Origin of the sequence: Pseudomonas sp. RW3S2 (assembly GCF_014268955.1) — a bacterium.
GTDB classification, from domain to species: Bacteria; Pseudomonadota; Gammaproteobacteria; order Pseudomonadales; family Pseudomonadaceae; genus Aquipseudomonas; species Aquipseudomonas wayambapalatensis.
Map to the genome: position 1 here is coordinate 114,861 of NZ_JABWRM010000003.1, position 13,745 is coordinate 128,605.

At 65.1% G+C, this 13,745-nt stretch carries 12 protein-coding genes and 1 tRNA gene; 6 read left to right on the forward strand and 7 right to left on the reverse strand.

Annotated features, from left to right (window positions below):
• Nucleotides 1–15: 15 nt before the first annotated feature.
• From HU748_RS05705 to HU748_RS05725, 5 genes are read right to left on the reverse strand one after another with little or no spacing between them, the layout of a single operon-like run.
• Nucleotides 16–795 (reverse strand): molecular chaperone, encoded by a 780-nt coding sequence (locus HU748_RS05705; RefSeq protein WP_186719633.1) that lies wholly within the window; start codon nucleotides 793–795, stop codon nucleotides 16–18.
• Between the two features lie 51 nt (nucleotides 796–846).
• Nucleotides 847–1,350: a spore coat U domain-containing protein gene (locus HU748_RS05710; protein ID WP_186719635.1), complete on the reverse strand. Its 504-nt coding sequence runs from the start codon at nucleotides 1,348–1,350 to the stop codon at nucleotides 847–849.
• A gap of 3 nt (nucleotides 1,351–1,353) precedes the next feature.
• Nucleotides 1,354–1,887 (reverse strand): spore coat protein U domain-containing protein, encoded by a 534-nt coding sequence (locus HU748_RS05715; protein ID WP_054894731.1) that lies wholly within the window; start codon nucleotides 1,885–1,887, stop codon nucleotides 1,354–1,356.
• Between the two features lie 17 nt (nucleotides 1,888–1,904).
• Nucleotides 1,905–2,438, reverse strand: a complete 534-nt coding sequence (locus HU748_RS05720; RefSeq protein WP_186709219.1) for a spore coat U domain-containing protein — start codon at nucleotides 2,436–2,438, stop codon at nucleotides 1,905–1,907.
• 33 nt (nucleotides 2,439–2,471) lie between these two features.
• Entirely contained in the window at nucleotides 2,472–2,999 is a 528-nt protein-coding gene (locus HU748_RS05725; protein ID WP_186669513.1) for a spore coat U domain-containing protein, read from the reverse strand.
• A 289-nt stretch (nucleotides 3,000–3,288) separates the two neighbouring features.
• Between HU748_RS05725 and HU748_RS05730 the strand changes: the two genes are divergently transcribed.
• Genes HU748_RS05730 through HU748_RS05740 form a run of 3 tightly spaced genes read left to right on the forward strand, consistent with a single transcriptional unit; the run spans nucleotide 3,289 to nucleotide 8,417 of the window.
• Nucleotides 3,289–5,532 carry an ATP-binding protein gene (locus tag HU748_RS05730; RefSeq protein WP_186669515.1) on the forward strand — a complete coding sequence of 748 codons (2,244 nt, stop codon included), beginning with the start codon at nucleotides 3,289–3,291 and terminating at the stop codon, nucleotides 5,530–5,532.
• A 24-nt stretch (nucleotides 5,533–5,556) separates the two neighbouring features.
• Nucleotides 5,557–6,018, forward strand: coding sequence for a response regulator (locus tag HU748_RS05735; protein ID WP_186669516.1), 462 nt, complete (start codon nucleotides 5,557–5,559; stop codon nucleotides 6,016–6,018).
• 11 nt (nucleotides 6,019–6,029) lie between these two features.
• Nucleotides 6,030–8,417, forward strand: coding sequence for a response regulator (locus HU748_RS05740; RefSeq protein WP_186669517.1), 2,388 nt, complete (start codon nucleotides 6,030–6,032; stop codon nucleotides 8,415–8,417).
• Nucleotides 8,418–8,515: 98 nt separating this feature from the next.
• On the opposite strand, the gene HU748_RS05745 is transcribed toward HU748_RS05740, so the two are convergent.
• A tRNA-Gln gene (locus HU748_RS05745) sits at nucleotides 8,516–8,590 on the reverse strand.
• Between the two features lie 291 nt (nucleotides 8,591–8,881).
• Between HU748_RS05745 and HU748_RS05750 the strand changes: the two genes are divergently transcribed.
• A complete protein-coding gene (locus HU748_RS05750) occupies nucleotides 8,882–9,124 on the forward strand; it encodes a hypothetical protein (RefSeq protein ID WP_054894725.1) in 243 nt (80 codons plus the stop codon).
• Nucleotides 9,125–9,233: 109 nt separating this feature from the next.
• Nucleotides 9,234–10,310, forward strand: coding sequence for a cell division protein ZapE (zapE, locus tag HU748_RS05755; RefSeq protein ID WP_186719640.1), 1,077 nt, complete (start codon nucleotides 9,234–9,236; stop codon nucleotides 10,308–10,310).
• Between the two features lie 30 nt (nucleotides 10,311–10,340).
• Here zapE and HU748_RS05760 read toward each other — a convergent pair whose 3' ends face one another.
• Nucleotides 10,341–12,230 (reverse strand): propionyl-CoA synthetase, encoded by a 1,890-nt coding sequence (locus HU748_RS05760; protein WP_186719642.1) that lies wholly within the window; start codon nucleotides 12,228–12,230, stop codon nucleotides 10,341–10,343.
• A gap of 160 nt (nucleotides 12,231–12,390) precedes the next feature.
• On the opposite strand from HU748_RS05760, the gene HU748_RS05765 reads away from it, so the two are divergent.
• Nucleotides 12,391–13,683: a leucine-rich repeat-containing protein kinase family protein gene (locus tag HU748_RS05765; protein WP_186719644.1), complete on the forward strand. Its 1,293-nt coding sequence runs from the start codon at nucleotides 12,391–12,393 to the stop codon at nucleotides 13,681–13,683.
• The last annotated feature ends 62 nt before the right edge of the window (nucleotides 13,684–13,745 follow it).

Below are 13,745 nucleotides of genomic sequence, written 5' to 3' on the forward strand. Positions count from 1 at the left end.
ACCCGCGTTTGCAGGTCACTGCCCTTGGCGGATGGCCTGAGCCACCTCCTGGCCATTGACCCGTCCCTTGAGCACGCTGCTCGCGCCCAGTTCGGTCGGTGCCGGCCAGCGCATGCTGGCCCCCGGCAGCACATAACCCAGCAGCCCCTCGACCAGCGGCTTCTGCTGGCCCCCTTGCTGCAGCACCACATCGGTGAGGCGCGCATGCACCGGCCCGGTATTGCGCAGCTCGATATACGGCTTGCCCTGTACCGTCACTGCACGCCAGCTCAATTGAGGCTTGCCGACACCTTCGGCGCTGCGCTTGCCCTCCGGGTCGGGCTTGCCCCACAGGCCTTCGCCATACACGAACAGCGGCACCGAATAGCGCATCTGCAGGCGAATGGCTGCCTTCGGCCCTTCGGTGCTGGCATCGGCCGGTGTTGGCGAGGGGATCTCGTCGATGATGATCCGGTAGGCTTGCTCCTGGCCCACCGGCGAGCTGCCGGTGCGGGTCAGCCGGATCAGTTGCTTCTGACCTGGCGGGATATTGGCCACAGGGGGGCTGCCGATGATCTCGCGCTGCGCCTGGAACTGCTCCTGATAATCGCCCTGGCGCCAGGCGAACACCCGCACCTGCAGGCTGGCCGGCGCGCTACCGCGGTTCTCCAGCCATAGCGCGCCGGCCTTCTGGTCGGCCTCGAGCACCGGATCGATCGGCCAGATCAGCACCGACGTCGCGGCTGCCACCGGCAGGCTGGCCAGCAGCAATGCCCCGATGATGATGTTCCGCGCCGTGTTCGCGCCTGCCCCCATGCCGCTCTCCTCTGTCTTGTCGATAGCCGTGCCTGGACGTGCGGATCAGCATCACCAGGTCACTGTCACTTGCACTACATCGGTGTAGGTCCCCGCCGGCACATTGCCGGGCAACTGGGTGCGGCCATACACCGGCAACTTGATCGCCGTCGGATCGCTATAGCTCACCGGCACGCTGGTGCCGATGGTCAGGGCCTGGCTCAACGCCGCATCGCGAAACAGCTGGTAGGCCACCAACTGCGTGCCGCCACTGCGCTTGAGATTGCGCGTGCCGCTGGCACTGTTCTGCCCGCCATCGAGGCTCATGCCAAGGGTCACGCCCGGCGTACATTGAAAGGTCACCGTGGTGCCGCCCAGCGCGGTGCTCAGGGTGGCGGTGGACAGCGCCGACTGGGTGCCGAAATCGAGTACGCCGTAGGCGCTCACGCCGCCGACCACCAGGCAGCCTGCGGTGATCTGCGCACTGACCTGGAAGGTACTGGTGGTCGCTGCCGTCGAAGGCGACGTCCACACCAGCCACAGGCCCGCCAGCAGTGCGTGGGGCCAACCGAGCATGAGTCAGAAGGTCAGCTCGACCGCGACCGTGTCGGTGTACACCCCGGCCGGCAGGCCCGCCTTGCCACGCGCCTGGCCGTAGAGGTTGACGGTCTGGGCGACACCGGTGCTGGTCGGCAGCGTGATGGTGCCGTCGATGGCCAGCAGTTGAGTACGACCGGTATCGGTGTAGAAGTCGTACGGTACGAAGTTGCCAGCGCCGTCGGCCAGCGCGCGCGTCCCGCCGCTGGATGCACCGTCGTGGGCACCGGCCCGCACCCGGATCGCCGGCACCGTGCCAGCCGAGCAGAGAATGCTCATGGCCCCGCCGCCGCCACCGAGCACCTGGCCATTGGCAGTGGTGAACAGAGCATCCTGGGTGCCGAAGTTCAGGCTACCGAAATTGAGCCCGGAGGTGCCGGCGCTGCCATTGACCTGGCAGGCCGAGATCAACGTCAAGGTCGAGTTGATCGTCCCGGTCACGGTGGCCGCTTGGGCCTGGGCCGCCAGGGCGAGACCCAGGGCGGTAAGGATGCAGCGAATCGATGTGCTTGCCATGGGAATCTCCTTGCGTTTTACCAGTCCAGGGTTACTCGAAGGGTGTCGCGGTACAGCCCGGCCGGCAGCGCGCGCGGCTGGGCGACGACCACGCCGTAGATCGGGACGGGCACCTGCTGGGTGCCTTGGATGGTGAAGGTGCGCGCCTGGCCGATGCCGTATCGGGTGTTGCCGCCCGGGTCGATAGCCAGCTGGTAAGGGATGAGCACGCGCCCGTTGCTCAGTTGTCGCACACCCCCTGCGCCATTGCGTCCTTCGTCGATGCGCACGCTGAAAGCGCGCACCTGAGGCGTGCAACTGATCTGCAGGCTGCCCTGCCCGCCCGCATCATCCACGCGGGTGCGCAGCGGACCATCCCAGCTCGGGGCCTGCGAGCCAAAGTCCATCAGCCCGGGATTGGCGAGGGTCGCCGGTTGCTGGTCGCTGCTGATCTGGCAGGCAGAGCTGATCACCAGGCGCGCCTGGATGAATCCCGTGGTGCTGCCATGCACCGAGGCACCGGGCAGCAGCAATGGGCCGAGGGTCAACAGCAGCAAAGAAGTACGGTTCATGTCGGCGCGTCCTTGCGCATGTGGGTCCGCTCCCTACCAGGTGACCGTGACTTTGACCAGGTCGGTGTACAGCCCGGCTTTCGGTACCCAGGCCAGTCGATCGATGCGCGCGTACAAGGGCAGCTCCACCGAACCGCTGTCCGGCACCCGCGCCGATTGTGCGACGTCCACGGCCAGTGGCTCACGCCAGGCAGCGTCGCGATAGAGGCGATAGGGAATGGGGCGCGCCTGCCGATCAGCGTCGCCCAGATAACGCAACTCGCCCACGCCGCCATGCTGGCCGCCATCGACCTTGACTTGATACGGCGTATCGGGATTACACTCCAGGCGAGGCGGGCGTTGGGCAAGCAGTATGCCGCTCAGTGGCGCATCAGGGCCGTCCAGGCGCGCGGCACTGCCCAGGTCGATTCGACCCAGGGCCTGTGCACCCGCGTCGCGCGGTTGGTTCACCAGCATGCAGCCTCGCTGCACCTGGACCCGCACTTCGACGAGAAAATCCGCCGCTACGGCACCACCACTCAACAACAGGCCCAACAGCGAGGCCAGCAAGCGCTCCGTCACCGAATCTCCCTTCCAGTGTTCCCTGTGCTGTCTTGAGCGTAGCAGTAGGATTGGATCCTGCTAGCGCGCGGGAATTTTCCAGGATTGGCAGCCCTCGGCTAAGCCTTGCCCTAGGGCCTGCAACGGGAAACTTATACAAATTTCAGCGTCACATAGAACCTCCCCGAGCAATAGCCCTCAAATGGCCATGACCCCGGCGAACATGCTGACTTTCTGATACCTTGCACAGTACACACTTTGTGCCAGACGCCTATGGCCACCGCTTGCGGCCACGACGGGAGAGCTTTTCTTGACCACCGCCCAGAACGCCTTCGATCAAGCCGTGGAACGCTGCGCCCAGGAGCCCATCCAGATTCCAGGCAGCATCCGGCCCCACGGCTTTCTGCTGGTACTCGACGAACAGGATCTGCGCATCCTGCAGGGCAGCGAGAACGCCGAGCGCTGGCTAGGCATCCCCACCCCAGCACTGATCGGCTGCACCCTGCCCGAGCTGATGGATCAAGGCTTCGATGCCCGTCGCCAGTTTGCGCGCCTGCCCCAGGACGAAATCTTTCCCTTCCACATCGGCGACGTGAAACTGCGTGAAGGTGCGCCCTGCGCCGAGCATCTGCGCCTGCTGGTACACCGCCACGACCAGGTATTGATCGCCGAATTCGAGCCCTGTGGCCCGGCCGACTCCCTGAGTGAACACGACGACTACTATCCCCTGGTGCGCGCCTTCGTCAGCAGCCTGCACCAGGCCACGAGCATCGAGGAACTGCTCCAGCAGTCGGTGCTGCAGATCAAGCGCATCACCGGTTTCGGTCGGGTCAAGGCGTATCGCTTCGATGCCGAGGGCAACGGCCAGGTACTCGCCGAAGCTGCCGACCCCGGCTATCCAAGCTACCTGGGGCTGTGCTTCCCGGCCTCGGACATTCCGCGCCAGGCTCGCGAGCTGTACAGGATCAACCGTATCCGCCTGATCGAGGATGCCAACTACCAGGCCTCACCCTTGATTCCCAGCCACAACCCTCGCACCGGCAAGCCGCTGGACATGAGCTTCGCGGCGCTGCGCAGCGTCTCGCCCGTGCACCTGCAATACATGCGTAACATGGGCACGCTGGCGTCGATGTCGTTGTCGATCATGGTCGATGGCCAGCTCTGGGGCCTGGTGTCCTGCCACCACCAACAGCCGCGTGCCCTGGATTTTCGCACCCGCGCCGCCTGCGAACTGCTGGGCAGCGTGCTGTCGCTGCAGATCGAGTCCCACGAGGCACACAGCGCAACCCGAACCCTGCTCGACTTGCGCCAGCGTATCGTCCACATGCTGTCAGCCATGGCCGACTACGACAGCGTCAGCGAAGGGCTGCTCAGCCTGCCCGACGTGCTGCTGGATTTCGTCGGTGCCAGCGGTGCCGCGATCATCAGCGCCGAACGTTGCGACCTGATCGGCAACGCACCGCCCGAAACATTGGTCAATGAACTGGTGCAATGGCTGTCCAGCCGCGGGGACGATGGCGTGTTCAGCAGCGACAACCTGGGCCGCGACATCCCTGAGCTGCCGGCATTGGCCGAACATGCGGGGGGGCTGTTGGCGGTGGCCATCTCCCAGATCCATTCGCACTATTTGCTGTGGTTCCGTCCCGAGCAGGTGCGCACGGTCAACTGGGCTGGCCAACCGCTCAAGGAGGTCAGCGCCCAGGGCAGCCTCAGCCCACGACACAGTTTCGACAGTTGGCAGGAAGAGGTCAGCGGCTTCTGCGCCGCCTGGAACCCGTTGGTCATCGATGGCGTGGCCGAGCTGCGCACCGCCGTGCTGGTTATCGTGTTGCGCAAAGCCGAGGAGCTGGCGCAACTGAGCGGTGAACTGCAGCGCTCGAACAAGGAACTCGAGGCTTTCTCCTACAGCGTCTCCCACGATCTGCGCGCCCCACTGCGGCACATTGCCGGCTACTCCGAACTGCTCAGCGAGGTCGAGGGCGAAGGTCTGTCCGAACGCGGCCAGCGTTTCCTCAAGCACATCGGCGAGGCCGCGCATTTCGCCGGCACACTGGTGGACAACCTGCTCAATTTCTCGCAGATGGGCCGCTCGGCCCTGCGTCTTTCGGATGTCGACCTCAATGCGCTGGTCGACAACATCCGCCTGGAATTCGCCCCGGATTACAGCGGCCGCGAGATTGTCTGGGAGATCGCGCGCCTGCCCAAGGTGATCGCCGATCCTGCCTTCATCAACCTGGTGCTGCAGAACCTGATCGCCAATGCGATCAAATACACCCGCGGGCGCGAGCCTGCACGCATCGAGATCGGTGCACACGAGCACGCAGACCGGATCGAGGTCTTCGTGCGCGACAATGGCGTGGGCTTCGACATGACCTACGCCAGCAAGCTGTTCGGCGTCTTCCAGCGCCTGCACCGGATGGAAGACTTCGAAGGCACCGGCATCGGGCTGGCCAGCGTGCGCCGCATCATCGAGCGGCACGACGGCGAAGTCTGGGCCGAGGGGGAAGTCGACAAGGGCGCCACCTTCCATTTCGCCCTGCCTGTCATCCGTTGAATACCTGAGGTAACCGTACACATCATGCTCAAACCGATCCTGCTGGTCGAAGACAACCCCCGGGACCTGGAACTGACGCTCCTGGCCCTGGAACGCAGCCAGTTGGCCAACGAAGTCATTGTCCTGCGCGATGGCGCCGATGCCCTCGACTACCTGCTGCGGCGCAACGCCTACGCCGAACGCGACGACGGCAACCCGGCGGTGCTGCTGCTCGACCTCAAGCTGCCCAAGGTCGACGGCCTGGAAGTGCTCAAGGAAGTACGCTCCACGCCAGAGCTGCGCAGCATCCCCACCGTCATGCTGACCTCGTCGCGCGAGGAACCCGACCTGCTGCGCGCCTATGAGCTGGGCGTCAACGCCTACGTGGTCAAGCCGGTGGAGTTCAAGGAGTTCGTTGCCGCCATTTCCGACCTCGGGGTGTTCTGGGCCGTGCTCAACGAACCTCCGCCCGGCTCGCTGCGCCTGAACCGGCGTGGCGGCAACTGAAGGCGTCGACGATGCAAACTACCGCGCTGAAACTGCTGATGGTCGAAGACAGTTCGATGGACGCCGAGCTGAGTCTGTTGCGCCTTGAGCGCAGTGGTTTTCAAGTCCAGTCGCGCCTGGTGTTCGACCATGCCGGAGTCGAACACGCTCTGCTCGAGGGCCGCTACGACCTGATCCTGTGCGACTGCGTCCTGCCCGGCTCCTCCGGCACCGAAGTGCTGGCCATCGCCCAGCGCCTGGCACCAGACGTGCCCTTCATCTTCCTTTCCGGCATCTACGGCGAAGAGCACGCCGTGGAGATGATCCGCCTGGGCGCCACCGACTATGTGTTGAAGAAAAACCTGCCGCTGCTGCCCAAGGCCGTGCGCCGGGCACTGACCGAGGTGCAGGAGCGCCAGCGGCGGCGCCGTGCCGAAGAGGCGCTGGCCGATGTCGAAGCACGTGCACGCATTGCCATCGACGCCGCCGGCATGGGCACCTGGGACTACCGCCCGCAGGAAGACCTGCTGCTCTGGGACGACCGCTGCAAGACCCTGTTCGGCCTGCCGGTCGACACCGAGATGAGCCTGGAGGTGTTCTACGCCGGCATCCATCCCGAGGACCAGCCCCATGTCAGCCAGGCCGTGGAGCTGGCGATGCGGCCGGACAGCGACGGCCACTACCGCGCCGAATTCCGCATTACCGCACCCGGCAACCTGGAACCGCACTGGCTGCTGTCCACCGGACAGACGCAGTTTGTCGATGGCCGCTGCGTGCGCTTTTCCGGCGTGCTGCAGGACATCCACCAGCAACGCCTGGCCACCCAGGCGCTCAAGCAGCTCAATGAAATGCTCGGCGAACGGGTCGAGCGCCGCACCCGCGAGCGCGACCGGGCCTGGGAGCTGTCGCAAGACCTGCTCGCGGTGTTGAACAAAGACCTCACGCCAGTAGCGCTGAACCCGGCCTGGGAAGCGGTACTGGGCATCAGCCGCGAACGCCTGAGCCAGACGTCGCTGCTGCACCTGCTACCCGAAGCCGAGCAGGAAGCCTTTCTCGAAGAGCTGGCCGCCCTCGCCCACGGGCGCACCAGCGCCCGTTTCATCGGCCGTATCCAGCATGCCGGCGGGCAGCAGCGCTGGCTGTCCTGGGCGGTGGTCCCGGAAGATACGCTGTTGTACGTGGTCGCCCGCGACATCACCAGCGAGCGCGAAGCGGCGCTGGGGCTGGCCGAGGCCAACAGCCGCCTGCGTGACCAGATCGTCGAGCGCGAGCGCATCGAGGCAGCCCTGCAACAGATGCAACGCCTGGAAGCGGTGGGCCAACTCACCGCAGGCGTGGCCCACGACTTCAACAACCTGCTGACCGTGATCCTCACCGGCGCCAGCTTCGTCGAGCGAGACCTCGACAAAGGCGACCTGGTCAGGGCGCGCAGCCGCCTGAAGCATGTGCGCGAAGCCGGCGAACGCGGGGCCAAGCTTACCTCGCAGTTATTGGCCTTCTCGCGCCGCCAGCGCCTGGAGCCGGTGCCATTGAACCTCAACCGCACCCTGGGAGGCCTCGAGGAACTGCTGAGTCGCACCCTGGGCGGCAATATCTCGGTGCGCCTGGATCTGGACAGCAGCCTCTGGCAGGCACTGACCGACCCGACCCAGACCGAGATGATCATCCTCAACCTGGCGATCAACGCCCGCGACGCCATGCCGGCCGGCGGCCAGTTGACCCTGTCGACTCGCAACATGCAAATCGATACCCTCGCCCAGCGCCCGGAAGACCCCGAGCCTGGCGAGTACGTGATGCTGTCGATTCGCGACACCGGTTGCGGCATGAGCGAAGAGGTGGTGGCCCGGGTCTTCGAACCCTTCTTCACCACCAAGGATATCGGCAAGGGCTCGGGCCTGGGCCTGGCCCAGGTGTTCGGCTTCGCCAAGCAGTCAGGCGGGGGCGTACGCATCGACACGGCGCCCGGGCTCGGCACCCAGGTCAGCGTCTACCTGCCGGCGGTCAAGCGAACCGACCTCGACGAACCGCAGAATCTCGCACAGTCGCAGGGTACATCGCTCAACGGCCATGACCGAGTGGTGCTGCTGGTGGATGACGATCACCTGGTCCGTGACATGATCGGAGACGTGCTGCGCCTGCATGGCTACCAGGTACGCCAGGCCCACAGTGGCGAACAGGCCCTGGCCTTGCTCGACGAGCGCATCGATCTGCTGCTCTCCGACTTTGCCATGCCCGAGTTCAACGGCGCCCAGTTGGCCCACGCCGCGCGCGAGCGCTACCCTCGCCTGCCCGTGGTGTTTCTCACGGGCTACGCCGAACTGGAAGGGCTGGATTTGCCTGGCAGCCTGGTCATACAGAAGCCCGTGCAAGCCGAGGATCTGACCCGGGCACTGAACGATTTGCTGGGGGACGCGGGATAAGCCAGGATGGCGCGCCGTGCGCGCTTCATCTGACCAGCAGACACAAGAAATCGCCAGGCTGGCTTGCAGGCTGGACGCTTGAGAATGCTTGGAAGTAATGGCAGGGGCGGCTGGATTCGAACCAACGCATGGCAGGATCAAAACCTGCTGCCTTACCGCTTGGCGACGCCCCTGTATCGAATTCACTGACAGCTACGTGTGTTGCTGTGCTGGAATGGGCCGCACTTTACCAACATTCTTTTCGACTGGGAACCCCCGAGTTGAAAAAAATTGCCGGAAAACAGCAAGTTAGTGCCCACGCCCACGAGATGATGCCTTCACACCCGTTGCCAGGGACACTGCTCGCCCCTGAAAGCCTCGGCACCGATAACCATCCGTCGGTTTTTTTCCGCCTCGCTTCAACACATGCGCCTTTGCCCATTCCAAGCAATTAACCACCGCTTGCGCATCACAAGGAGGGCGCCATGCCAGTCTCACACGACCTGTATCAGGACCTGCACTACCCACGCGAAATCGTTCAACAACGGCGTCAGCAGGACAAGACGCTGGACCGCCTGCTGGACGACTACATGGACCTCGACAACCAGGTGCTGGCGGCCGAATCGATTTCGGCGGGCAACTTCGTGGATGAAGACCTGCGCCATCTCAAGGAAAAGCGCCTGGCCGTCAAGTTCATGATCGAACGGCAGTTGGAACGCAAAGCCTGATCGGCACGACTTATCGCGTCATGCGATAACGGCGGCGCACATTCTCGACTGGTCAAACGACGCAGGCTCGCGCAAGCTGCGTCTGCCCTCGTCATTCGGAGATGTCGCCTTGTCCGCCTGGATTCAAAACTCTCTGCGCCACCTCGGCCAGCGCCTGCGTGCCTCGCCCCCGGCCGACGCCACGCTGCTGACGCACTTCCAGGGCAAGGCCCACGAACGCGGTTATACCCTGAGCGAAGGCCAACACCGGGTGATCGAGGCCATGGCCACGCAACTCGCCGCCCTCGACCAAGGCCAGGCGCGCAGCCTGTACCTCCATGGCTCGGTCGGTCGAGGCAAGAGCTGGCTGCTCGACGGGTTCTTCCAGGCCGTGCCGACCACCGCAAAACGCCGCCTGCACTTCCATGATTTCTTCGCCCGCCTGCACGAAGGCATGCACCGCCACCGCGCCCTGGACGATGCACTGGGGGCCACCCTGGATGCATTGCTAGGCGATTGCCAGGTGTTGTGCTTCGACGAATTCCACGTCCATGACATTGGCGATGCAATGCTGCTCACCCGCTTGTTCGGTGCACTGTTCGAGCGTGGTGTGTTCTTGCTGGTAACGTCCAACTACGCTCCTGAAGGGCTGCTGCCCAACCCGCTGTATCACGAGCGCTTCCTGCCGGTGATCCGCCTGATCAATGACCGCATGCAGGTGCTGGAAGTGGGCGGTGAAACCGATTTTCGCAGCCTGCCGGCCAATCGCGAGCAGCAGCGCTTTACCCAAGGGCACTATGTCTGGCCGGCCGACACCACGCAGCGCCAGATCCTTGCCGTGCCTGCCGCCCAGGCCCTCACGCTGGAGGTCAATCGCCGCCCGCTGCGTGCGCTGCACAGCCATGGGCGACAGGTGATGTTCGCCTTCGACGACCTCTGCGAGCAGCCCACTGCGGTCATCGACTATCTGGCCCTGGCCGAACGTTTCGACCAATGGATCATCGATGGCCTGGATGACCTGTCAGCCTGTTCACTGGCCGCGCAGCAGCGCTTCGTCAACCTGATCGATGTGCTGTACGACCAGGACAAGTCGCTGCTGGTGCTGGGCAGGCGCAGCCTGGAGCAAAGCCTGGGCGGGGCGATCAACGACCTGATGCGCACCCGCAGCCGGCTAGGGCAACTGCAGCAGATGGGGCCTGCGGCCTGAGGGCGCGCGCCTGCCGTTGACAGCACAGCCTTAGCCCACCCGCGGCAAGTCCGCCAGCACGCCCTCTATCTCACCCAGGACCGCCGGGTCATCCAGCGTGGACGGTGCCACGTAGTCCACGCCATCGGCAATCTTGCGCAGCACCGCGCGCAGGATCTTGCCCGACCGCGTCTTGGGCAGGCGCTTGACCAGACGCACTCGATTGAAACAGGCCAGCGCCCCGATCTGCTCGCGTACCCTGGCCACCAGTTCGGCCTGCAACTGCTGCTCGGCAATGCCCTGCCCGTCCTTGAGTACCACCAGCGCCAGCGGCACCTGGCCCTTGATCTCGTCGTGCACGCCGATCACCGCGCATTCGGCCACCGCCGGATGCTGCGCCACCAGGTCCTCCATTTCACCGGTAGACAGCCGATGCCCGGAGACGTTGATCACATCATCGGTGCGCCCCATGATGTAGACGAAGCCGTCATCGTCCAGGTAGCCGCCGTCACCGGTGTGGTAATAGCCCGGATAGCTGTGCAGGTAGGCCTGCAGGTAGCGTGGGTGGTCGCCCCAGAGCGTCTGGCTGCAACCTGGCGGTAACGGCAAGGCGATCACGATGGCGCCCTGCTGGTTCGGCCCCAGGGGTCGCCCCTCATCGTCCAGCACCTGCACGTGATAGCCCGGCACTGCGCGATTGCTCGATCCCGGGCGTGCAGCGCTGCCCTCGAGCCCCACGCACGGTGCGGTCACCGGCCAACCGGTCTCGGTCTGCCACCAGTGATCGTGCACAGGTTTGCCACTGACCCGCTCCAGCCACTGGTGGGTGCTGGAGTCGAGTTTCTCGCCGGCAAGGAACAACTGTCGCAGCGAGCCCAGGTCATGACGGCGGATCAGCTCGCCCTCCGGATCTTCCTTGCGGATCGCACGCATGGCGGTCGGTGCGCAGAACAGTGCATTGACCTTGTACTGTTCGACCACCCGCCAGTACGCCGAGGCATCCGGGGTGCGAATCGGCTTGCCTTCGTAGAACACCGTGGTGCAGCCGCTCATCAGCGGCCCGTAGACGATCAGCGAATGGCCGACCACCCAGCCCACGTCGGAAATCCCCCACCACACATCGCCCGCCTGCATGCCATAGACGTGACGCATGGCATAGCACAGCGCGACCGCATTGCCGCCATTCTCACGCACGATACCCTTGGGTTTTCCGGTGGTGCCGGAGGTGTACATGATGTACAGCGGGTCGCCTGCGTCCAGCTCGACCGGTGCCACCGGCTCGGCGTCGGCCACCGCCTTCTGCCAATCCAGGTCGCGCCCAGGCTGCAACTGCGCGCGGGCCTGGGGACGTTGCAGCACCAGCACATGCCGGGGTTGGTGCCGGGCCAACTGCAGGGCGCGATCGACCAGCGGTTTGTATTCGATCACCCGGTCGAACTCCAGGCCACAGGACGCGGTGAGCAGCAGGGTCGGACGCGCATCGTCGATACGCAGGGCCAATTCGTTGGCGGCAAAACCGCCGAACACCACCGAGTGCACCGCGCCGATCCGCGCGCAGGCCAGCATGGCCATGGCCGCCTGCGGCACCATGGGCATGTAGATGATCACCCCATCGCCCTTGCCCACGCCGAGCGCGCGCAGCAGACCGGCCAGGCGCGCGACCTCGTCGCGCAACTGAAGGTAGGTGAAGGTCTGCGCGGCGCCGGTCACGGGCGAATCATAGATCAGCGCCAACTGCTCGCCGCGGCCTTGCTCGATCTGATGGTCCAGGGCCAGGTAGCTGCTGTTCAGGCGCCCGTCAGCGAACCAGCGGTGGGTGCCGTCCTGGTTTTCCTGCAGGGTGAGGGTGGGTTTGCGGTGCCAGGCGAGCTGCTCGGCCTGGGCTTGCCAGAAGCTGGCGGGGTCGGTGATGGAATGCGCATAGCTGTGCTGATAGGTCATTGGTTCGCAACCCGGTACTTGTTGTTATTGAAGGGCGAGCATTGAGTATGGACCGGCATTGCAGCCCTGCCATCGGACTTAAGTCGCAACCCTTGTGCAGATTTGCAATGGCCTGGCGCACCTCTAGAATGGCGGTCTTTCCAAGCCATAAGCGCGCACCATGCACAGCCTCGAAGACCTCAAAGCCGGCCGACTCCAAGGCATCACTCGCCTTGACCTGTGCGAAGGCCTGACCGACTTCCCGCCAGAGATCTTCACCCTCGCCGACACACTCGAGGTGCTCAACCTGACCGGCAACGCCCTGAGCGCCTTGCCCGATGACCTGCACCGACTGACCCGGCTGAAAGTGCTGTTCTGCTCGGAAAACCGCTTCACCCACCTGCCCCACGGCATCGGCCGCTGCGCGCGCCTGGAAACCGTGGGATTCAAGAGCAACCGCATCAGCCAGGTCGATGCGCAGGCGCTACCCGCCAGCCTGCGCTCGCTGGTACTGACCGACAACCTGCTCGAAACCCTGCCGCAGCAGATTGGCGACTGCCCCCACCTGCAGAAGCTGATGCTCGCAGGCAACCGCCTGACCGATCTGCCTGCCAGCCTCGCCCGCTGCGAACGCCTGGAACTGCTGCGCGTCGCCAGCAACCGCCTGACGGCCCTGCCCGACTGGCTGCTGCGCATGCCGCGGTTGGCGTGGCTGGCCTATGCCGACAACCCGCTGCCCCAGGCGCTGCGCACGCCCCTGGCAGAATCCAGCGGCCAGCGTATCGACTGGGCGGACCTCACACTGGGTGAAGAGCTCGGGCGTGGCGCCTCGGGCGTGATTCACCTGGCGCATTGGCCCGCCCAGCAGGCGTCGGTGGCGGTCAAGCTGTACAAAGGCGAGATCACCAGCGATGGCTCGCCCCTGGCAGAGGTGAGCGCCTGCCTGGCAGCCGGGGACCACCCGCAACTGGTGCGGCTGCTCGGGCGCATCGACAACCACCCTCAGCAACGCCCTGCACTGGTGATGCAACGGATAGACCCAAGCTGGTTCAACCTTGCCGGCCCACCGAGCCTGGACAGTTGCACCCGTGACCGCTACCCGGCAGAGCGCCATTTCAGCCTGAACGCCGTGCAGCATCTGCTGGCCGGTATCGCTTCGGTGGCCGCGCACCTGCATGCACGGGGCCTGAACCACGGAGACCTGTATGCCCACAACATCCTCTGCGCAGCGGACGGTGACTGCCTGCTCGGGGACTTCGGCGCGGCGTCGTTCCACTCGCTGGCTGCAGGCGCGGCTGGCGAGGCCATCGAGCGCCTGGAGGTTCGCGCCTTCGGCATTCTCATCGACGAACTGCTGGACCGCTGCGAAGAAGACGAGGCTCGACTGCGCGCCCTGGCCGAGCACTGCCAGCAAGCGGATGTACAGCGACGCCCGGCGTTCGCACAGGTGCTCGAGGCGCTGCACAGGCATTGAGGGTACGCTGGGGCGCCCAGCCCCCCTGGACCATTTACCCGCCCCAATCCAGTGCAAAGCCC

Bases quoted from the DNA above. Each gene is read 5' to 3' on its own strand.
- HU748_RS05750 (WP_054894725.1), top strand. From the start codon at position 8,882: ATGCCAGTCTCACACGACCTGTATCAGGACCTGCACTACCCACGCGAA.
- HU748_RS05710 (WP_186719635.1), bottom strand. From the start codon at position 1,350: ATGCTCGGTTGGCCCCACGCACTGCTGGCGGGCCTGTGGCTGGTGTGG.
- HU748_RS05765 (WP_186719644.1), top strand. From the start codon at position 12,391: ATGCACAGCCTCGAAGACCTCAAAGCCGGCCGACTCCAAGGCATCACT.
- HU748_RS05720 (WP_186709219.1), bottom strand. From the start codon at position 2,438: ATGAACCGTACTTCTTTGCTGCTGTTGACCCTCGGCCCATTGCTGCTG.
- HU748_RS05715 (WP_054894731.1), bottom strand. From the start codon at position 1,887: ATGGCAAGCACATCGATTCGCTGCATCCTTACCGCCCTGGGTCTCGCC.
- HU748_RS05735 (WP_186669516.1), top strand. From the start codon at position 5,557: ATGCTCAAACCGATCCTGCTGGTCGAAGACAACCCCCGGGACCTGGAA.
- HU748_RS05740 (WP_186669517.1), top strand. From the start codon at position 6,030: ATGCAAACTACCGCGCTGAAACTGCTGATGGTCGAAGACAGTTCGATG.
- HU748_RS05760 (WP_186719642.1), bottom strand. From the start codon at position 12,230: ATGACCTATCAGCACAGCTATGCGCATTCCATCACCGACCCCGCCAGC.
- HU748_RS05705 (WP_186719633.1), bottom strand. From the start codon at position 795: ATGGGGGCAGGCGCGAACACGGCGCGGAACATCATCATCGGGGCATTG.